Annotated in this window: 20 protein-coding genes; 7 read left to right on the top strand and 13 right to left on the bottom strand. The window is 75.4% G+C overall.

Annotation, left to right across the window (positions count from 1 at the left end; all coding sequences use genetic code 11):
- Positions 1–18: 18 nt before the first annotated feature.
- Complete coding sequence (locus ABEA81_RS30795) at positions 19–1,290, top strand: MFS transporter (RefSeq protein WP_345609861.1); 1,272 nt, start codon at positions 19–21, stop codon at positions 1,288–1,290.
- 91 nt (positions 1,291–1,381) lie between these two features.
- Here the strand turns inward: ABEA81_RS30795 and hrpB are convergent, their stop codons facing one another.
- Genes hrpB through ABEA81_RS30765 form a run of 6 tightly spaced genes read right to left on the bottom strand, consistent with a single transcriptional unit; the run spans position 1,382 to position 7,806 of the window.
- Entirely contained in the window at positions 1,382–3,835 is a 2,454-nt protein-coding gene (gene hrpB / locus ABEA81_RS30790) for an ATP-dependent helicase HrpB (protein WP_345609859.1), read from the bottom strand.
- Between the two features lie 18 nt (positions 3,836–3,853).
- Positions 3,854–4,876: an iron-containing redox enzyme family protein gene (locus tag ABEA81_RS30785; RefSeq protein WP_345609857.1), complete on the bottom strand. Its 1,023-nt coding sequence runs from the start codon at positions 4,874–4,876 to the stop codon at positions 3,854–3,856.
- The gene (locus ABEA81_RS30780; protein WP_345609855.1) at positions 4,873–5,082 is read right to left on the bottom strand and encodes a CDGSH iron-sulfur domain-containing protein; all 210 of its coding nucleotides are present in this window, start codon (positions 5,080–5,082) and stop codon (positions 4,873–4,875) included. Before ABEA81_RS30780 ends, ABEA81_RS30785 begins: the two co-directional genes overlap by 4 nt.
- Complete coding sequence (locus ABEA81_RS30775) at positions 5,075–5,722, bottom strand: HemK2/MTQ2 family protein methyltransferase (RefSeq protein ID WP_345609952.1); 648 nt, start codon at positions 5,720–5,722, stop codon at positions 5,075–5,077. The genes ABEA81_RS30780 and ABEA81_RS30775 overlap by 8 nt, the downstream gene beginning before the upstream one ends.
- 45 nt (positions 5,723–5,767) lie before the next feature.
- Positions 5,768–6,805, bottom strand: coding sequence for a ferritin-like domain-containing protein (locus ABEA81_RS30770; protein WP_345609853.1), 1,038 nt, complete (start codon positions 6,803–6,805; stop codon positions 5,768–5,770).
- A 44-nt stretch (positions 6,806–6,849) separates the two neighbouring features.
- On the bottom strand, positions 6,850–7,806 hold the full coding sequence (locus ABEA81_RS30765) for a hypothetical protein (RefSeq protein WP_345609851.1): 957 nt from the start codon (positions 7,804–7,806) through the stop codon (positions 6,850–6,852).
- A 206-nt stretch (positions 7,807–8,012) separates the two neighbouring features.
- Between ABEA81_RS30765 and ligD the strand changes: the two genes are divergently transcribed.
- Together ligD and ABEA81_RS30755 are read left to right on the top strand one after the other, a co-directional pair.
- Positions 8,013–8,981, top strand: a complete 969-nt coding sequence (gene ligD, locus ABEA81_RS30760) for a non-homologous end-joining DNA ligase (RefSeq protein ID WP_345609849.1) — start codon at positions 8,013–8,015, stop codon at positions 8,979–8,981.
- Positions 8,982–9,125: 144 nt separating this feature from the next.
- Positions 9,126–10,058 carry a polysaccharide lyase family 7 protein gene (locus tag ABEA81_RS30755; RefSeq protein WP_345609847.1) on the top strand — a complete coding sequence of 311 codons (933 nt, stop codon included), beginning with the start codon at positions 9,126–9,128 and terminating at the stop codon, positions 10,056–10,058.
- A gap of 198 nt (positions 10,059–10,256) precedes the next feature.
- On the opposite strand, the gene ABEA81_RS30750 is transcribed toward ABEA81_RS30755, so the two are convergent.
- Positions 10,257–10,757, bottom strand: coding sequence for a MarR family winged helix-turn-helix transcriptional regulator (locus ABEA81_RS30750; protein ID WP_345609845.1), 501 nt, complete (start codon positions 10,755–10,757; stop codon positions 10,257–10,259).
- Positions 10,758–10,869: 112 nt separating this feature from the next.
- Between ABEA81_RS30750 and ABEA81_RS30745 the strand changes: the two genes are divergently transcribed.
- Positions 10,870–12,306: an MFS transporter gene (locus ABEA81_RS30745; RefSeq protein WP_345609843.1), complete on the top strand. Its 1,437-nt coding sequence runs from the start codon at positions 10,870–10,872 to the stop codon at positions 12,304–12,306.
- Between the two features lie 4 nt (positions 12,307–12,310).
- Here the strand turns inward: ABEA81_RS30745 and ABEA81_RS30740 are convergent, their stop codons facing one another.
- From ABEA81_RS30740 to ABEA81_RS30725, 4 genes are read right to left on the bottom strand one after another with little or no spacing between them, the layout of a single operon-like run.
- Complete coding sequence (locus ABEA81_RS30740; RefSeq protein WP_345609841.1) at positions 12,311–12,481, bottom strand: hypothetical protein; 171 nt, start codon at positions 12,479–12,481, stop codon at positions 12,311–12,313.
- Positions 12,468–12,812, bottom strand: a complete 345-nt coding sequence (locus tag ABEA81_RS30735) for a DUF3618 domain-containing protein (RefSeq protein WP_345609839.1) — start codon at positions 12,810–12,812, stop codon at positions 12,468–12,470. Before ABEA81_RS30735 ends, ABEA81_RS30740 begins: the two co-directional genes overlap by 14 nt.
- Positions 12,809–13,309, bottom strand: coding sequence for a phage holin family protein (locus ABEA81_RS30730; protein ID WP_345609837.1), 501 nt, complete (start codon positions 13,307–13,309; stop codon positions 12,809–12,811). The genes ABEA81_RS30735 and ABEA81_RS30730 overlap by 4 nt, the downstream gene beginning before the upstream one ends.
- Positions 13,310–13,339: 30 nt before the next feature.
- Positions 13,340–14,380, bottom strand: a complete 1,041-nt coding sequence (locus ABEA81_RS30725; RefSeq protein WP_345609835.1) for an aromatic acid exporter family protein — start codon at positions 14,378–14,380, stop codon at positions 13,340–13,342.
- Positions 14,381–14,596: 216 nt separating this feature from the next.
- On the opposite strand from ABEA81_RS30725, the gene ABEA81_RS30720 reads away from it, so the two are divergent.
- Complete coding sequence (locus tag ABEA81_RS30720) at positions 14,597–15,043, top strand: ATP-binding protein (RefSeq protein WP_345609833.1); 447 nt, start codon at positions 14,597–14,599, stop codon at positions 15,041–15,043.
- 26 nt (positions 15,044–15,069) lie between these two features.
- Positions 15,070–15,366 carry a hypothetical protein gene (locus ABEA81_RS30715; RefSeq protein WP_425570741.1) on the top strand — a complete coding sequence of 99 codons (297 nt, stop codon included), beginning with the start codon at positions 15,070–15,072 and terminating at the stop codon, positions 15,364–15,366.
- On the opposite strand, the gene ABEA81_RS30710 is transcribed toward ABEA81_RS30715, so the two are convergent.
- Positions 15,363–16,814: a pyridoxal phosphate-dependent decarboxylase family protein gene (locus tag ABEA81_RS30710; protein WP_345609831.1), complete on the bottom strand. Its 1,452-nt coding sequence runs from the start codon at positions 16,812–16,814 to the stop codon at positions 15,363–15,365. The two genes, ABEA81_RS30715 and ABEA81_RS30710, sit on opposite strands and share 4 nt — an antisense overlap.
- 78 nt (positions 16,815–16,892) lie before the next feature.
- On the opposite strand from ABEA81_RS30710, the gene ABEA81_RS30705 reads away from it, so the two are divergent.
- Positions 16,893–18,113, top strand: a complete 1,221-nt coding sequence (locus ABEA81_RS30705) for an MFS transporter (RefSeq protein ID WP_345609829.1) — start codon at positions 16,893–16,895, stop codon at positions 18,111–18,113.
- A gap of 139 nt (positions 18,114–18,252) precedes the next feature.
- Here the strand turns inward: ABEA81_RS30705 and ABEA81_RS30700 are convergent, their stop codons facing one another.
- Entirely contained in the window at positions 18,253–18,588 is a 336-nt protein-coding gene (locus ABEA81_RS30700) for a histone-like nucleoid-structuring protein Lsr2 (RefSeq protein ID WP_345609828.1), read from the bottom strand.
- Positions 18,589–18,799: the final 211 nt, after the last annotated feature.

The raw sequence follows: 18,799 nt of genomic DNA, 5'->3' as shown, positions 1-18,799 counted from the left end.
TATCTATACTCGGGAGTCGTGAGCGCTGAGATCAGTCCCTTCCGGCAGCCGAAGGCCGTCTGGGCCGTCGCCTTCGCCTGCGTCATCTCGTTCATGGGGATCGGACTCGTCGACCCGATCCTGCCGGCGCTCGCCACCCAGCTCGACGCGAGCCACACGCAGGTGGAGCTGCTGTTCACCAGCTACCTGGTGGTCACGGCCGTCGCGATGCTGGTCACCGGCGCGGTGTCGAGCCGGATCGGCGCCAAGCGCACGCTGATCGCGGGCCTGGTGCTCATCGTGGTGTTCGCGGCGGCGGCCGGGGCCGCGGGCAGCATCTCCGGGATCGTCGGCTTCCGCGCCGGGTGGGGCCTGGGCAACGCCCTCTTCATCGCGACCTCGCTCGCCGTGATCGTCGGATCCGCGAGCGGTGGCTTCGCCGGCGCGATCGTGCTCTACGAGACCGCACTCGGCATCGGGATCGCCACCGGGCCGCTGCTCGGCGGCCTGCTCGGCAACATCAGCTGGCGCGGGCCCTTCCTCGGCGTCTCCGTCCTCATGCTGATCGCGCTCGTGGCCACCGTGGCGTTCCTGCCGCCGACGCCCACGCCGGAGCGGCGCTCCTCCCTGCGGGAACCCATCGCCGCGCTGCGGCATCGCAGCCTGCGCACCACGAGCCTCACCGGCCTGCTCTACAACTGGGGCTTCTTCACGCTGCTGGGCTACGCGCCGTTCCTGATGGACCTCGACGCGCTGCAGCTGGGCGGGGTGTTCTTCGCATGGGGCGTGCTGGTGGCGATCTTCGCGGTGTTCGGCGCGCCGTGGCTGGACGGCCGTTTCGGGACCGCGCGCACCCTCACCGTCTCCCTCGTCCTCGTGGCCGTGATCCTCGCCGTGATCGGGACGTTCCCCGGCGCGCGCTGGGTCGTCATCGTGGCCGTCATCGCCTCCGGCGCGTTCGTCGGGCTGAACAACACGCTCGTCACCACCGCGGTCATGAGCATCTCGCCCGTCCCGCGCCCCGTGGCGTCGGCGACGTACGGGTTCGTGCGGTTCATCGGCGGCGGCCTCGCCCCGTTCGCGGCGGGCCTGCTCGCCGAGCACCTCAGCGTGCACGTCCCCTTCCTGCTCGGCGCGGTCGTCGTGCTGGCGGGCGCGCTGCTGCTGCAGACGGTCCGGGCCGACCTGAACCGTGCGCCGGACTCCTCCGAGGAGGCCGAGGAGGCCGTCACCGAGGTGCCCGCGCTGGAGGAGGAGGCGGTCATCGCCCAGGAGGCGCTCTCGCACGACGCGCTCTCCCGCGAGCGCTGAGTACCGAACGCCAGCATGGTGGCCCTGCTGGCACAACACGGCAGTAGGGCCACCATGCCGGCACTCGGTGGCCGGCCACCCGGGGCCGCTGTCACCGGCGCCGGGTGGGCGGCGCCGCCCGCGGGTCCTCCGGCCACGCGTGCTTCGGGTAGCGGCCCCGCAGCTCCGCCCGGACCTGCGGGTAGCCCGTGGTCCAGAACGACTCCAGGTCGGCCGTGACGGCGGCCGGGCGGCCGGCCGGCGACAGCAGGTGCAGCAGCACCGGGAGCTCACCGCCCGCCACCGCGGGCGCGCCGGTCCAGCCGAACACCTCCTGCACCCGCACCGCCAGCACCGGGCGCTCGCCCGAGTAGTCGAGGGCTATCCGGGAGCCGGTGGGCACCGTGATCCGCTCCGGCGCCAGCTCGTCGAGGCGGGCCGCCTCGCGCCAGCCGAGCAGGCCACGCAGGATCCCCGCCGCGTCGACGCGGGACAGGTCGGCGCGGCCGCGGGCGGACGTGAGCGGGCCGGTCCACCACCGGTCGGGATCGGCCAGCAGGGCCTCGTCCGAGACGTCCGGCCACGGCGGCCCGAGGGTGCGGTGCAGCGTGGCGAGGCGGTCGCGCAGCCTGCGCGCGCCGTCCGACCAGCGCAGCAGGCCGAGGCCCTCGGTCCGCAGGCCGTCGAGCAGCGCGGCGCGCAAGGCGTCGGGCGGGGGATCGGACATGCGGCGCTCGTCGAGGACGATCGCGCCGAGCCGCCGGACGTGTCGGGCCACGACGCCGGCGGGGTCCCCGCGCACCCAGGCCACCTCGTCGGCCTCCGCGACGAGGGCGGGTGCGGCGCGCACCGCGAGCTCCCGGTCGGCCGCGGCGGCGAGGCGGACGCGGCCGTGGTCGGCGCCCGGTGTCCGGTCGGCGATGGCGACCGCGAGCCACTCCTGGTCCTCGAGCGCCGTGGCCGGTGGCAGCTCCACCGCGGTGCCGCCGGCCATGAGGTACCGCCGGGAGCCGGGGGAGCGGCGGCGGGCGAGCCGTTCCGGATGGGCGAACGCGGTGACGAGGGCGGCGACGAGCGCGGGATCGTCGCCCTCGACGGCGCCACCGGCGCGGACGAGGCGTTGCAACCGCCGCACCTCGGCCCGCCACCGGCCGGTCCCCGGCGCCTCGCCCGCCCGCAGCCTGCGCAGCGCGGCGTCCACCTCGACGCCCGCGGCGAGCGTGTCGTCGTCGAGCAGGGCCACCACCTCGGCGGCGGCCCGGGCCCCGACCTCCGCGGCCCCGTCGAGCATGGCCCTGGCCAGCCGCGGGTGCAGGCCGAGCTCGGCCATCCGGCGGCCCCGGTCGGTGACCGCCCCGCCGGACAGCGCCCCGAGCGCGTGCAGGACGCCGCGGCCCGCCCGCAGCGGGCCCTCCGGCGGGGCGTCCCACCAGCGCAGGCCGGCACCGTCGGGGGTGCCCCAGCAGGCGAGGTCGAGCGCGAGGCGGGTGAGGTCCGCCGTGCGGATCTCCGGCTCCGGCTCGGGCGCGAGCACCTCGCCGTCGGGCCAGCAGCGCAGCACCCGCCCCGGGCCCTCGCGCCCGGCCCGGCCGGCCCGCTGCTCGGCCGCGGCCGCCGACACGCGCACGGTGACGAGGCCGGCGAGCCCGCGGCGGTGGTCGGTGCGCGGCACCCGGGCCAGCCCGGCGTCGACGACGGCGCGCACGCCCGGCACCGTGAGGCTCGACTCCGCCACCGCGGTGGCGAGCACCACCCGCCGCCGCCGGCCCGGCCGGAGCGCGCGATCCTGCTCCGCGGCCGGCAGCCGCCCGTGCAGGGGGAGCACATCGGCGTCCACCCCGTCCAGCGCCGCGGCGGTACGGCGGATCTCCGCGACGCCGGGGAGGAACGCGAGCACGTCGCCGTCACCCTCGTCGAGCGCGGTCCGCACGGCCCGGGCCGCGCAGGCCTCGATCCGCTCGCCGCGCAGTGGCGGGACGTGCCGGACCGCCACCGGGAACGTGCGCGCCGGCACGTCGAGCACGGGCGCCGGGCCGGCCGTACCGAGCAGCTCGGCGAGCCTGCGGGTGCGCACCGTCGCCGACGTCGCCAGGAGGTGCAGGTCCGGGCGCAGCCCGTCGCGGGCGTCCACCAGCAGCGCGAGGAGCAGGTCGGCGTCGAGGTGCCGCTCGTGGCACTCGTCGAGCACCACCGCGGCCGTGCCGGGGAGCTCGGGGTCGGCGACGAGCCTGCGCAGCAGCAGGCCCGACGTCACGACCTCGACGCGGGTGGCCGCGGACGTGCGGGCGTCGCCGCGGACGGCGTACCCGACCGTCCGGCCGACGTCCTCACCGAGCAGGCTCGCCATCCGCGCGGCCGCGGCCCGGGCCGCGAGCCGCCGAGGCTCGGCGACGATGATCTTTCCGGGCACCGTACCCGGGAGCCCGGGCGCGAGCGCGAGCGGCACGAGCGTGGTCTTGCCGGTGCCGGGCGGCGCGACCAGCACGGCCGCGCCGGACTCGGCGAGCGTGGCCGTGATCTCGGGGAGGGCGGCGCGGACCGGGAGATCGGGGAGGGCGGGGATCATCGCCGCCGAGTCTGCCGGTCAGGCGGGCACCGGTCGCGGGGCGTCCGGCAACGGCCGCCGCAGCGACGGCATGCCGCGGGCCCAGGAGGCCAGCAGCCGCTCGCCGAACCGGTCGGCGAGGAACCCGCTCGCCCGGATCCCGAACACGACGTCCGGGGCGAGCGCGGGCTCGGCCGCGAGGAGCGGTGCGATGACGCCGCGGCGCACCAGCTGCTCGTGCACCGCGTCCGCCTCCACGTGCTCGGCGTAGAACGCGTCCGCCTCCGCCAGGCCCAGCCGGTGCATCGCCCGCACCATGCGGTCCGAACCGGGGGAGGAGGTGAGCTCCACGGTCGCGAACTGCCCGACGAGCGCCCCGCGCAGGCTCCGGTGCAGGCCGCACAGCGACATGAAGTTCACCTCGGCGAGGGTCTCGGCGGGTGCGGCGTCGAGGTACGCGCCGTAGCCGTCGTCCAGGTCCAGGGCGCGCATCATGTCGGCGAAGAGCCGCGCGTGCATCCGGTCGGGGTCGCCCGCGCCGTACTCGTCGTGCTCGACGGTGACGAGCGCGGCCTTCGCGGGCCCGTCGAGGCGGGCGATCACCCAGGCCTGCGGGTCGGCCTCCTTGAGGTGGTAGAGGGACCGGTGCGCCACGTACTCGCGGACCTGCCAGCGCTCGCCGTCGCGCGCCAGGTGCCACGACGGCCCCTCGCCCTCCACCGGTTCGACGAGCAGCGCCTCGATCTCGCCCCGCACGTCGTCGGAGGCGGGCACGTCGGCGCGCAGCGCGTCCAGGAACAGCCGCTCGGCCGCGACCCGCGTGGTGAGCAGCCCCAGGTCCCATTCCCGCTCGTCGGGGACGCCGGCGAAGCCGCGGTAGTGCGTCTCGTAGAGGCAGTAGAGCGCGAGCTGCAGGTCGTCGCCGTACGGGTCGGCGCCGTCGACGGGTGGGAGGATCTCCGTGCCGCGGCGCAGCGCGCTGATCACGGCGGCCGAGAGCGGGCCGCGCGGCTCGGGCAGCGGCGGCGGCTCCACCGGGCGGACGGCGCTGCGGCCGATCACGAACCGTCCTCCCTCGGGGTGCGGACCTTGCGCCGGTGGCTGGTGTCGCAGAAGGGCCTGCGGCGGCTGCGCCGGCAGGTGCACAGCGCGGTGACCGGACGCTCGGACCGCACCCGGGTCCCGTCGGGCAGCACGACGTCCACCGGGCCGGGCACGAGCAGCGGGCCCTCGTCGGTGAGCACGACCTGCGGCACGCGCTCACGCATGGCGCGCACCCACGACGACGAGCTCCTCCTCGCGCTGTCCCGGCCCGATGAGGCCCCGGGACTCGAGCAGCGCGGCCCGGGCCCGCATCACCGGCCCGAACGGCACGGTCGCCTTCGCGATCACCTGGGGCACCAGGCCTGCCCGGTCGAGCGCGTCGAGGGTGAGGTCGGTGTCACTCACCGCGGAATGGACGAGCAGCACCTCCCCGTCGGGGGTGAGAACGTGGCCGACACCGGCGCAGATCCGGTCGAGCAGGGCCCGCCCGTCCGGGCCCGCGTCCCAGCACCGCGCCGTCCGGTGGCGGGGGAGCCGGGCCGTGGCGGCCGGGACGTACGGGGGGTTCGCCAGCACCAGCCCGAAGCGGCGGCCCGCGACCGGGTCGAACAGGTCGCCCCGGTGCACGGTCACCGAGACCCCGTGCAGCCGGGCGTTCACCCAGGTCGCGGCCACCGACCGCAGGGAGAGGTCGACGGCCGTGACCGTCGCGGCGCCGGCCCGTGCGGCGGCGACGGCCAGCGCCCCGCTGCCCGTCCCCACGTCGAGCACGTCCCGGTCGAGGGCGTACCCGCCCCGGCACATCACGTCGGTCAACATCGCGGTGTCACCCTCGGCCCGGTACACGCCGGGCGGGCAGAGCATCGTCACGAGCGGTTGATGCCCTGCCCGGAGCGGGTCAAACGTGCCTCACCGGCCGTTCTGCTCCGCGGCGAGGGCCGCGTAGTGGGTCTGGGCCGCGCTGATCACGCCGTCGCGGTTCTTGTGGCTCTCCTCGAACGCGATCAAGGTGCGCAGCTCGTCAGGGTCGGTCAGCTCGCGGATCGCGGCGATCGCCTTCTGGGCCGTCATCTCCTCGTAGTGCTTGATCGGCAGCTCCGCGGCGGCGATCGTGCCCATCTCGGCTCGGGTCTCGTGCACGGCCGCGGCGACGGTGTCCGCCCCGTCGCGCCGGGCCACCCGTTCGGCCCGCTGCAGGGCGGCGTCCCGGCCCGCGGTGGCGACCTCGCGCGTGCCACTGCCGAGCTGCGCCGCCCGGCCCGCGACGTCCCCCACGACCCCGCTGACCTGCTCGCCGGTGCGGTAGACGGTGTGCACCGCGCGGTTCACCTGCTCCACGGCGAACCGCGTCGGCAGGCCGACCGCGTGCGCCACGGTTCCCGCCACGCGCTGCAGCGGGGTCGGGCTCAGGGCCGCCGGCCCCCCGAGCGCCTCCTCGGCGAGGACCGTGGTGAGCCAGTCGACGGTGGCGGAGTGGGCGGTGACGAGGTCGTCGGCGAGCCGCTCGACCGCAGGCTGCCCGGAGCGCCGGGCGAGGACGCGCAGGTACCGGGCGCGGTCGAGGAGCTGGTGTTCGAGGGTGAGGTCGCCCAGCAGCGCCTCGTCGATCGGCTGTGCCTGCTCGAGCGTGCTCTTGACCAGCGCGATCACCCGGCCGATGGCGGGTGTCACGACGTCCGGCACCGCGTCCAGCTCGCGCAGGGCCTCGCCGATGCGGCGCGCGCGGCGCACCGCGTTCTCGCCGTTCTGCCGCAGCTCGCGGCCCACGGCGTCGGTGCGGGCCTGGCCCGTGCGGAGCCGGGCGATCTGCGCCTCGGTCTGCGTGAGCTGCTCGAGCGCCCGGAGCTGGCCCACGACGCGGTCGGCGGCGGCGGTCTCGGGTGCGGTCGGCAGAGCGGTGGAGGAGTTCGCCATGCCGGCCGGGTGCCCGCGGTCCGGGATCGACACGCACGGCGCCGGGGTGAATCGGCCCACGGCCGGTGCGCCGCGGCCTATGCCTCCAGCTCCTCGAGGCGGGCCCGGGCGCGCGCCGTGCGCGACGCCGCGACGCCCACGGCGCGGGCGGAGGACCTCGCCGCGTTCTCCGCGTCCCGGGCGGCCGCGGACGCGGTGCGCTCCTCCTCGCGGGCGGCCTCGAGCTCGGCCGTGAGCTCGGCCACCCGGCGGCGGGCGTCGTCGCGGGCGGTGACGGCCTCGTCCCGCGCGGTCTCGTCGGCGTCCTGCTTCTCCCGCGCAACCGACTCCTCGTCCTCGGCGGCGGTGAGCGCCTGCGCCCGCCGGTCGCGCTCGGCCCGCAACCTCTCCTGCCGGGCGCGCTCGGCCACCCCGCCGTCCTCGGCCTCCGGGGCGTCCCCGGCGGGCTCCGGACGTGGCTCCGGTGGTGCCGGACGGGCGGCCGGCACCGCCACGGCGTCCGGGTCGGCCTCCGGCCCGAAGCCGGTGTAGCTCAGCGTGCGCGTGAGCCGGCCGGACCGGACCTGCTCGGCGATCTCCGGCCGGGCGAGTGCCGCGTCGAGGATCCCCTGCAGCTCGCGCAGCACGCTCTCGGCCGCCGGGTCGCCCGCCTCCTGCGCCAGGCGCCCCGCCTCGCGGGCCATCGCGGCCACGAGCTGGTGGCGCTTGCTGGACAGCTGTCGCAACGCCGTGCCGTCGAGGGTGCGTTGCGCGTCGGCGAGCCCGGCGGCGAGCCCCAGCAGCCCCTCGAGCTGCGCCGCCCGGTGGCGGGCGAGGAGGTTCGCCAGCCACGCGGCCTTGGTGGGCCTGCGCAGCCTGCCGATGGCCTTGGCCAGGTCGCGGTCGCCCCGCTCGCGGGCAGCCGCGACGGCGGCGTCGCGCGCCCCGATGAACTCGTCGGGCGGCACCCCGTAGAGCTCGTCGGCGGCCGCGCTCAGCCCGGCGTCCGATTCGGCGTCCGTCCCCGCGGCGGCCTCGGCGGCGTGTTCCGGCACACACGAAGCTTAGTGGGCCGCGCAGGCCCGAAGATCCGCACGATTGCACACGCAACAGTTACCGTGGGGTAGCACGGCTGGCGGAACCCCCGGCCGCCCCCGTGCCCCCGGCGGCCGCCTCCTTACCCCTCGAGGGGCGGCCGCCGGTCCACCCGATCGGGATCCCGCGCGTGCGTTCCCGCGCCCGTGCGGGCAGGCTGCCGGGCGTGGCCCCGACCGTCCCGCTGCCGCCACCGGTGTCGCCGATGCTGGCCACCGCCGGGGAGCCGCCCGCGGGCGCCGGGTGGTCGTTCGAGTTCAAGTGGGACGGGGTGCGGGCCGTCACGGCCGTGGCGGGCGAGCGGATCCGCGCGCAGAGCCGACGCGGCAACGAGGTCACGGCCGCGTACCCGGAGCTCACCGACCTCGTCGCGCTGCTGGACGGCCGGCCGGTGCTGCTCGACGGCGAGGTCGTCGCGCTCGACGACCAGGGGCGGCCCGACTTCGGGACGCTGCAGCACCGGATGCACGTCCGCTCGCCCGACCCCCAGCTCGTCGAGCGCATCCCGGTGTCCTACGTCGTGTTCGACCTGCTGCACCTCGACGGCACCTCGTTGCTCGGCGAGCCCTACGACCGGCGGCGCGAGCTGCTGGAGGGGCTGGGGATCGCCGGCCCGCGGGTGCGCGTGCCCCCGGCGGCCGTGGGTGTGAGCGGCGCGCAGCTGCTCGAGGTCGCCAGGGCCCACGGGCTGGAAGGCGTCGTCGGGAAGCGGCGCGCCGCCCGCTACGAGCCAGGGCGCCGCTCGGCGGCGTGGATCAAGACGGCGTTGCTGCACACGCAGGAGGTCGTGATCGGCGGCTGGACGGCGGGGGAGGGGCGGCGCGCGCAGAACGTCGGCGCGCTGCTGCTGGGCGCCTACGACGCGAGCGGGTCGCTGCGCTATCTCGGGCACGTCGGCACCGGCTTCACGGAGGCGGCGCTGCGTTCGCTGCTGGTCGAGCTGCAGGCCCGGGAGCAGGCGACGAGCCCGTTCGACGAGGAGGTCCCGCGGGACGAGGCCCGCAAGGCCCGCTGGGTGCGGCCGGAGCTGGTCGGCGAGGTCGTCTACCGGGTGCTGACCAAGGAGGGGCGGCTGCGGCACGCGGCGTGGCGCGGGCTGCGCAGCGACAAGGACCCGGCCGACGCGACGATCTGAGCCGCGCCGGATACCCCGCGACCAGGTGATCCACATTCGAGTGACTCAGCACCACGGATCGCAGCACCGTGATTACCGTTCGACAGCGTCCGCTCCCGCACCACTCACGCCGACCCCGCGTGAGTCCGGCCGATGGGAAGTCCGATGACGTTCAGCCACCCGCTCGTCTCGACCGTGATCACCGCCGGGCTCACGACCGGGCTCGCCGTCGCGCTGTCGGCCGCCGGCGTCTCCGGAACGGCGCTCGGTGCGGTTCCGCTCCCCCCGGCGCCCCCGGTGCCTCCCGCGGCCGCGGCCGTGCCGCCCCCCGTGCCGCCCCCCGTGCCGCCGCCCCTTCCCGGAGTGCCCGAGACGGTCACCGGGCCGCCGTCCCAGGAGGGCCCGCTCGCTGCCGGGAGGGCGAACGTGCCCGCCGACCTGCTCGACCTCAGCAACTGGAAGCTCACCCTCCCGACCGGCGACGTGGGCAGCCCGCAGGAGGTGCTCGCGGAGAAGCTCTCGAAGTTCTCGAACGAGTTCTTCAAGGTCAACGACTCGCGCGACGGCGTCGTCTTCACGGCGAAGGTCGGCGGCGCCACCACGAAGAACAGCCACTACCCGCGGTCCGAGCTGCGGGAGATGCAGGGTGGGGAGAACGCCGCGTGGTCGAACCCGGGTGGCACGCACACGCTCGAGGTGCGCGAGGCGATCCTCGCCGTCCCGAAGGTCAAGCCGGAGGTCGTGGCGGCGCAGATCCACGACGGCGACGACGACGTGCTGCAGATCCGCCTCGAGGGGGAGCGCCTGACCGCGCAGGCCGACGACGGGAAGACCGAGATGGTCCTGGACCCCGCCTACCGGCTGGGCACGCCCTACGACCTGAAGATCCTCGCCGAGGACGGCCGCATCGACGTCTTCTACAACGGGGCGAAGAAGGCGGAGCTGAACAAGAGCGGCACCGGCTGGTACTTCAAGGTCGGCGCCTACGTGCAGTCGAGCCCGGAGAAGGGCGACGCGGAAGGCACGCCGGGCGCCGTGGCCGTCTACGCGCTGGAGGTGAGCCACACCGGCGACGAGGAGTCGTCCCGGCTCGGATGATGTCCGGGTCGCCCGGGCCGGCTTCCCGCAGAGCTTGCCCGGATGCTCCGAGCAGGACGTCGCGGGTCTTGCGCGCACCCGCGAGGTACCGCCCGGCCAGGAAACCGGAGCATCCGCGCGCGTTATTCGCGAGCAGGATCGTTGCTCCGGCGCGAGAACGGGAGGATCCAACCGGAGAACGCGCTGAATCGTCGGCCGTCACGTGCCGATGCTGGTGCCGGGGAACGGCTGGGTGTCGAGCTCGTCGAAGTACGCCTCGATGTCGTCGACCCAGCGGGTGACGAGCCGGCACACCTGCTGCCGGTCCTCGGCGGGCCAGCCGGCCACCGCCTCGCGCATCCAGTTCTTGATCACCGCGTGGTAGCGGTCGATCAGCTCGACCCCCTCCGGTGTCGGCGAGAGCCGTGCCACCCGCCGGTCGCCGGGGTCGACGGTCTTCTCGAGCAGTCCGCGGCCGACCAGTCGCTGCACCTGGCGGGTAGCGTGCGGCCCCTCGACCTGCATCGCCTCGGCGAGCTCCTTGACGCTGAGCGGCCGCTCCGCCTTGCGCACGAGCCCCAGGATCTGCAGGCCGATCCGGTCGAGCGTGATGCCGGCCTCGGCGCAGGCGCGGTCGGACAGCTTGCCGCGCCGCAGCATCCGGGTGAGGCGGCTGATCGATGTCGTCGCCTCCAGCAGGTCGTCGCCGTAGTCCTCCACGACCATCTCCCCTTGACGGTTACCTAAGTTAGGTAGGTAGTCTCTCCGGCAGGTTACCTACCCAAGTTAGCCAGTTCGAAGGGTTGAGATGGCACAGGCTCTCCAAGCCGCCGTGACCGATGCCGGACCGAGACCTCCCCAACCCCCACCCGCGCAGGGCTGGTCGGTCGTGGCCGCGGCGGCGTTCGGGGCGGCGGTCACCGTCATGCAGCAGAGCGCCGTGCTCCCGCTCCTCCCGCGCCTGCAGGCCGAGCTGAACGTCGGCGTGACGGCCGTGAGCTGGACGTTCACGATCAGCATGCTCGTGGGCGCGGTGGCGACGCCGCTGTTCAGCCGGTTCGGGGACATGTACGGGCGGCGGCGCATGCTGTTGGCCTCGTTCGTCATGCTGCTCGCCGGTTCGGTGGTCGCCGGGCTCGCGACCACCCTCCCGGTGCTGCTCGTCGGAAGGGTGGTGCAGGGCTTCTCGGTCGCGGTCATCCCGCTGTCGATCGGCGTCGTGCGCGGCGTGCTGCCGCAGGAGAAGCTGGCGACCGGCATCGGCACGATCAGCGCGACGATCGGCATCGGCAGCGGGATCGGCCTGGTGCTCAGCGGGGTGATCGCGGAGTACACCACCGGTTTCCGCGTCGTGTTCTGGGTGATGGCGGCGCTCGCAGCGGCCGCGCTCGGCACCGGCATGATCTTCCTGCGCGACCCGACGCCGCCGCAGGGCGGGCGCCCGGACATCCCGGGCGCGGTCCTGCTGGCGGGCGGCCTGGTCACGCTGCTGCTCGCCATCACGGAGGGGCAGAGCTGGGGCTGGGCGTCCGCCCGCATCCTCGGGCTCTTCGCCGCATCGGCCGTGCTCTTCGCGGTCTGGGTCGCCGTCGAACGGCGGACCGCGGAGCCGCTGGTCGACATCGACCTGCTGACCCACCGCGGCACGATCGGGGCGAGCGTCGCATCGATGCTGCTGGGGTTCGCGATGTTCGGCGGGTTCTCGCTGGCGCCGCAGTTCGTGCAGACCCCGGCGTCCGCGGGGTACGGGTTCGGCGCGTCCGTCCTGGAGGCCGGCCTCTACCTGCTGCCGGCCTCGCTCCTGATGATGGTCGTCTCCCTGGCGTCCGGCGGGCTGATCCGTCGCCTGTCCGCGCCGTACGTCGTCGCGATCGGGGCCGCGCTCACCGGGGTGTCGGAGCTGTGGCTCGTGGTCTCCCACGCGCACGTCACGGACGTGCTGAGCTCGATGACGCTGCTGGGCCTCGGCATCGGGCTGGCGTACTCCGCGTTGGCGACGATGGCGATCGAGCACGTCGACCCGGCGAGGACCGGGGTCGCCAGCGGGGTGAACAGCCTGGTCCGCATGCTCGGCGCGAGCATCTCCGGGGCGGTGGCGGCGGCCCTGCTCGCCGGGCACGTGCCGCCGGGCGCGGCGCTCCCGTCGGTCACGGGCTATGAACTCGGGTTCGGGCTCACCGCGGTCGGGGCCGCGGTCGCCGCCGTGTTCGCCGTCGGCTTCGGCCTGCGCGGCGGCGGCCCGGGCGGGCGGCACCGGGCCCGGCGTTGAGGGGTCAGCGCTCAGTGTCGTCGCCGTCGGTGCGCTCGGGCGGGTCGTCGTCGGCCGGTGGTTCGGCGGCCGCCCACTCCTCGCGGTTCGACCCGCCCGGGCCGAGCTCGCCGGAGACCTGGTCGGCGAGCGCCTCGTCCTCGCGGGGGCCGTGCTTGGCGCTACCGCGTTCCATCGGTGTCCTCCTTCCGGTGCGTGCGCCGGCGGCGCAGGCTGCGCAGGGACAGCAGCAGGAGGGCCGCGAGGACCCCGCCGACGACCAGCGGACGCTGGCGCACCGCGTTCTCGACGGCCGGCGCCTTCTCCGTCACGACCTCGCGGGCGTGCGCCACCTGCGCCTGCACCCGCTCGGCGGTCTCGGCGCGCTTCTCGCGCAGCCGCTGCGGCACGTCGGCGCGGTGGACCAGCTCCTCGACCGTGTCACCCAGCTCCGCTCGCAGCTGCTCGACGTCCCGTTCGACGACCTCACCCTCGCGCGGGGTGCCCTCGCCCTCCGGCCCGGTCACCGGTGCACCGCGTTCCGGACGGCGGACACGTCGCTCTGGACGCCCTGCACGGCCTGCTCCGGCACCGGGGGAGTGGCGCGGCGCAGCCTGCCCCGCCCGACGAGGGCGAGCACGCCGGCCACGAGCAGCAGTACCACCCCGATGATCAGCGCGGACAGCCACACCGGCACCACCGTGGCGAGCCCGGCGACGGCCGCCGCGATCAGCGTGGCGACCCCGAGGAGCGCCACCACGCCGCCGGCTCCGGCGAGCCCGGCCCCGGCTCCGGCGCGCTTGCCCTTGGCGGTGAGCTCGGTCCGCGCCAGGTCCAGCTCGCGGCGGAACAGCTCGGACAGCTGCGTCGAGAGCCGCCGGACGAGCTCGCCGGTCGGGACGTCGCCCAGGTCCGTGCCGACCGTGGCGGGCTGCGGCCCTCCAGGATGCGGCGCTCCAGGATCCGGCGCTCCGGGAGGGGGCGCCGAACGCTGCGCCGGCACGTCCGTCGAGTGCGTGGTCATGACCAGGGCCTACCCCGCGATCCGGGCCTGCTAACGCGTGACCGCCTCGAGCTCGGACACGGCGTCGGACACGGCGATCACGCACGCCCCGCGCGCTGCCTGCTCACCCGCGCCGTCCCGCAGCCTGCGCACCTCGGCGCCGTGGACGTCGAGCGCCGCGGCGAGCTCGTTCGGGTCCTCGGCGAGCACCTCGACCGCGTCGGCCAGTCGCTCGAGCAGGTTCGCCAGCTCGGGGTCGCCGGATACCGAGTCGTCCGGCGCGGCCACGTTCGCGAGCAGGACGCTCACCTGCAGCACCCCCTCGCACACCCGGCTCAGCCGGTTCACGACGTCGCGCCCGGCGAGCGGGGAGTCGAACCGGCGGATGTGGCGCCTGCGCGGGTTCCACCGCGCGCTCTCGCGGCCGTACCAGACGGCGTCGTCGGCGACGCGCACCGCGTGGCGCAGCCCGCGGGCACCGTCGACCCACCGGCTCGCGTCGGCCGTCGACCACCCGTCGCGCACGGATCCGGCCATGTCGCGCAGCGTGGCCGCGACCTCGGCGGTGAGGGCGGTGACCGCGTCGCGGGCGTCGCGCAGGTGCACCGGGGGCAGGAGCAGCGTGTTCACGAGCGCTCCCGCGACCGACCCGCAGAGGCTCAGCGCCACCCAGCCGGCCAGGTCGAGCGCGTTCGACGCTGCGCCGTTGAGCACCACGATCAGCCCGGTGATCGCGATCCACCACCCGTCCGGGCCGAACTGCCGCCACCGCCCCGCCAGGAGCCCGAGCACGACCACGACCGGCACGGCCGCGGTGCCGACCGGGACGAGCGTGCTCACGACGTACGCCAGCACGACACCGGCGAGCACCGTGCCCGCCTGCCGGGCGGCGCCCGTCCACGACCCGCGCACGGTGCTGGTCACGGCCAGCACCGCGGCGTACGGCGCGAGGAAGGCGTGGCTCCCGGCCCACGGCTGCGTCAGGCCCAGGGCGGCTCCGGCCGCGAGCGCCGCCTTGACCGACTGCACCACGATCTCCCGCTCGCGGCTGGGCCGGCACAGCAGGCGCCACCGTTCCCACAGGTTCGACACGTCCCACAGGTTCGACACGTCTGCGTGTGCCCGGTGCCGGGCGTGGCATGCGTGATGGTGGGGCGGCTCTCGCTCCTGCCGGGACCGTCGTGCGGCGGGTGAACCGCAGGTGAACGATGCGGTCGCCGGTCCGCGGGACGCGGCGAGCGGGCCACCGGCCGGATGGGGGCGCCGGGTGACGTTTGCTTCTCCGCAGATCGGTGGAACGTGACGGGCATGGAGGTTTCGCGCCGGCCCGCCCCCGGCCGCATCGAGTTCGTCCACCGCAGCTGGCCCGCGGACCCGGAGCAGCTCGCGCTCATCCGGCGGGAGCTCTCAGGTTGGCTCGCACCGCTGGCGCTCAGCGAGGTGGAGGTCGCCGACGTGGTGCTCGCCGTCGACGAGGCGGCCGCGAACGCCGTGCGCCACGCCTACGGCCCGGACGAGGCCGGGGTCGTGGAGCTCACGCTGTGGACCGAGGAGGCGACGCTGTGCATCGAGGTCGTCGACCACGGCAGCTGGCGCCCGCCGTCCGACCGCTCCCCGGAGGGCGGCCGCGGGATCCCCTTGATGAACCACATGTCGGAGTCGGTGCTCATCCGGTTCGACGACCGCGGTAGCCGCGTGCTCCTGCGGCACCGGATCCCGGGCAGGGACGGTGAGCGGGAACACGAGGAGGCGTGACGGCGCCGGGCGGGTACCCCGGCGGCATGATGACGCGGCGACACGAGGGCAGGCCGCACCGGACGCGGGCCGACTACGAGCGGGGCCTGCCCGACTACCACGACCCCACCGCCGGTTTCGGCGGCGCGGCGCCGACCTACAGCGCGCTGACCCTGCGGGCCGTGCTCGCGGCGTTCGGTCTCGTGTTCGCGGCGGGCGCTGCGTGGATCGGTTTCGCGAACGCACTGCCGGTGCTCGGATGGGCGATGGTGGTGGTGGCCCTGATCGCACTGGCCGACCTGGTCTGGGTGCTGTACCGCAAGTGGCGGGGTGAACCCGGCTAGCCGGTGCCTGCGACGGCGGCCGCCTCGGCGCGCAGCCGGTCCCACAGCTGGTCGACGTGCTCGGGTCCGGTCGTGACGGAGCCGATCGCCACCCGGATCACGTAGCGTCCGCCTGCCACGGTGTGGGTGAGGAACGCGGCACCGGAGGCGTTGACGCGGGCGAGCACCTCCCGGGACGCAGCGTCGTCGGCGTCCGGGCCGTCGCCCGTGACCACCCGGAGGCAGACCAGCCCGAGCGACGGCTCGGCCGCCAGCTCGAACGCCGGGTCGGCCCGCACCCGGTCGGCGAGCCCCGCGGCGAGCGCGACGTGCCCGCGGATGTGGGACCGCAGGCCCGACAGACCCGTGCCGTGCACCACGGCCCACAGCTTGAGCGCCCGGAACCGGCGCCCGAGCGGCACCTGCCAGTCGCGGTAGTCGACCACCGCCCCCGACTCGGACGCGGTGTTGCGCAGGTACTCCGGGGTGATCGACAGTGCCGCCGGGAGCGCCGCGCCGTCGCGCACCCACAGCAGGGACGCGTCGAACGCCGTGAGCAGCCACTTGTGCGGGTTCGTGGAGAGCGAGTCGGCGAGCTCCACGCCGTCGAGCAGGTGCCGGAACTCCGGGCACAGCGCGGCCACGCCCGCCCATGCCGCGTCCACGTGCACCCACACGCCGTGCTCCCCGGCTGCCTCGGCCACGGCCCGCACCGGGTCGACCGCGCCGGTGCCCGTGGTGCCGACGGTCGGGCAGACCAGCACCGGCCGCAGGCCGGCCGCGACGTCCGCCTTGAGCGTCGCGGCCAGCGCGTCCGCGTCCATGGCGAGGGACCCCGGCGCACTGTCGACAATGCGCAGCGCCTGGGCGCCGAGGCCGGCGACGCGCACGGCCTTGGCCAGCGAGGAGTGGGTCTCGGCCGTGACGTACACGCGCTCGTCGCCGGTCACCCCGCTCTCGCGCCACCCCGGGGCGGCCCGGTGGAGGGCGGCGAGCAGCGCGACGAGGGCCCCGGACGACGCCGAGTCCTGGATGCAGCCGCCCCCGCCGCCCGCGAACGTGAACGCCGGGTCGAGGCCCAGAGCGCCGGCGAAGGCGTCCATCAGGACCTGCTCCACCTCGGTGGCGGCGGGCGATGTGGACCACAGCATCCCCTGCGCCCCCAGCGCGCCCGAGAGCATGTCGCCGAGCAGGGAGTGCAGCGATGCGCTCGCGGGGAAGTAGCCGAAGAACCGCGGGTGCTGCCACAGGGTGCTCGCCGGCACCACGACCCGGTCGACGGTGTCGAGGAGATCCTCCAGCGGGGCGGGGTCGTCGGGCAGGTCTGCAGGCAGCTGCGCGCGCACCCAGCCGGGGGCCACGCCGGGCTGCACCGGAAGCTGGTCGAGCCCGGCGCGGTGGTCGGCGATCCAGTCGACGACGGCGTGGCCGAGCCTGCGGAACTCCTCCGGGTCGAGATCGGCGGTCACGGTGGTCACGCTAACCAGTGGTAGGACTCACGCCCAACACCGGCAGCGGACGGGGCCGCCGGGGCGCATGGTCGAGCGGTGACGACCGACACCGGCAGAGCCGCCGAACGGGCCCGGCTGCGGCTGCTGCAGCTGACCGCCCTCACCAGTTCCTGCGACCGCTTCGCCCTCCCCCCGATGCTCGTCGTCATCGGCCTCGACCTCGGGGAGCCCCTCGTCGCGGTGGTGGCCGTGGCGAGCGCCTACTTCCTGGCCTACGGGCTGATGCAGCCCGTGTGGGGGTTGGTGAGCGACCGCATCGGGCGCGTCCGGGTCATGCGGGTGTCGCTCCTGGGGGCGGCCCTGGCCGGGGTGGTGTCGGCGCTCTCGCCGAACCTGCTGGTCCTGGGCGTCTCCCGCACGGTGTCGGCCGGGTGCGTCGCCGCGCTGGTCCCGGCCACGCTCGTGTACGTCGGCGACATGTGGGAGGTGCGGGTGCGGCAGCGCCCGCTCGCGGAGGTGCTCACGGCGTCGTCGCTGGGCATCGCGGTGGCGACGGCCGGGGCGGGGGTGCTCGCGCAGGTGATCGGCTGGCGCGCGGTGCCTGCGCTGACCGGGATCGGTGCGGCCGCGCTGTGGGTGGCGCTGCGCCGGCTGCCGGAACCCGAGCGCGAGCCGACCACCGGGAGCCCGCTGCAGTCGATCACCACCGTGCTGCGCCACCGGTGGGCGCTCGTCGTGCTCGTCCTCGTGCTCGTCGAGGGCATGGTCGTGCTGGGCGTGGTGACCTACCTGGCGCCCGCCGTGCAGGCGCTCGGCTCGTCGGCGGCGGTCGGCGGGCTCGTGGCGGCGTCGTACGGGGCGGGCGCGGTGGTGTTCTCCCGCCTCGTCCGGGTGCTGGTCGGACGCCTCTCGGCGGCCGGGCTCGCGACGGTCGGTGCGGTCATGCTCGCCGCCGGGTGGGCGCTGCCCGCGGCGACGGTGTCGATCGCCACCGTCACCGCCGCGGGCGTGCTGCTGGGCGGGTCGTGGGCGTTCCTGCACACGACGCTGCAGAGCTGGTCCACCGAGGTGGTCGCGGGGGAGCGGGCGACGATGGTCGCCCTGTTCGCCGCCCTGCTGTTCCTCGGCGCGGCCGTCGGCACCGCCGTGCTCGCCCCGCTCGCCGACACGGGGGCCTTCGAGGAGGCGTTCCGCGTGGCGCTCGCGGTGGCCGTGCCACTGGCGGTCGCGGCCGTGCTCGCCCGCCGCCGGTACGGCGACCGCGGTGACGACCGCGGTCGCGACCCGGAGGGCGTCGACCCCGCCCCGGGCACCTGACGGGGAGCGCCGGCGCCGGTCGATCACGCGAGGCGGGGTGGCCGCTCGAGGCGCAGATCGTTGCCGAACCGATGCCGGGGCGGAGTGGTCGGCAATCAGCCGCCGGGATGGCGCCGCGGCGTTGTCGCCGCGGGTTGTGTCAGTGCGACTTGTGGTAGGCCTCGAGCACGTTGGACGGGATCCGGCCGCGCTCGGAGATCTTCATGCCCTGCTGCTGGGCCCATTCCCGAATGGCCTGGTTCTGCTCGCGGTCGGTGCTGGGCCGGGCCGTGGCGACGGGACCACCCGAACGGCGGCGTCCACTCGTGCGACGAGCTGCGGAAATGAAGGGCGCGAGGGCGTCGCGCAATCTGGCGCTATTGGCGGAGGAGAGGTCGATCTCGTACGACTTGCCGTCCATCGCGAACTCGACCTGCTCGTCGGCGACGCTGCCGTCCAGGTCGTCGACCAGGGTGACGGTCGTCTGCTTGGCCACTGGTGCTGCCTTTCAGAACTGCTCCGGGTACGCCGGACAACCCGCCGGGGCGGGCTTCGGCGCTGGAGAACGGTGGGCACTAATTTCGGGATCGATGATAAAGGAGGTCCGAGCGCATTGTCGATCCGGGTCCGATCCCTGGGTGTGTCGGGGCCGGAATGGATCGCGCGCCCGGGGAAAGGGTGCCTCCGGGCGCGGCGCGGGCCGGTGG

This window comes from Pseudonocardia adelaidensis (genome assembly GCF_039543345.1).
GTDB lineage: Bacteria > Actinomycetota > Actinomycetes > Mycobacteriales > Pseudonocardiaceae > Pseudonocardia > Pseudonocardia adelaidensis.
The sequence above is the reverse complement of the archived record's forward strand: the minus strand, read 5'-3'. Positions and strand labels throughout refer to the sequence as shown.

Bases quoted from the DNA above. Each gene is read 5' to 3' on its own strand.
- ABEA81_RS30780 (WP_345609855.1), bottom strand. From the start codon at position 5,082: ATGCGTGAGCGCGTGCCGCAGGTCGTGCTCACCGACGAGGGCCCGCTG.
- hrpB (WP_345609859.1), bottom strand. From the start codon at position 3,835: ATGATCCCCGCCCTCCCCGATCTCCCGGTCCGCGCCGCCCTCCCCGAG.
- ABEA81_RS30740 (WP_345609841.1), bottom strand. From the start codon at position 12,481: ATGGAACGCGGTAGCGCCAAGCACGGCCCCCGCGAGGACGAGGCGCTC.
- ABEA81_RS30715 (WP_425570741.1), top strand. From the start codon at position 15,070: ATGATGACGCGGCGACACGAGGGCAGGCCGCACCGGACGCGGGCCGAC.
- ABEA81_RS30755 (WP_345609847.1), top strand. From the start codon at position 9,126: ATGACGTTCAGCCACCCGCTCGTCTCGACCGTGATCACCGCCGGGCTC.
- ABEA81_RS30775 (WP_345609952.1), bottom strand. From the start codon at position 5,722: ATGCTCTGCCCGCCCGGCGTGTACCGGGCCGAGGGTGACACCGCGATG.
- ABEA81_RS30720 (WP_345609833.1), top strand. From the start codon at position 14,597: ATGGAGGTTTCGCGCCGGCCCGCCCCCGGCCGCATCGAGTTCGTCCAC.
- ABEA81_RS30730 (WP_345609837.1), bottom strand. From the start codon at position 13,309: ATGACCACGCACTCGACGGACGTGCCGGCGCAGCGTTCGGCGCCCCCT.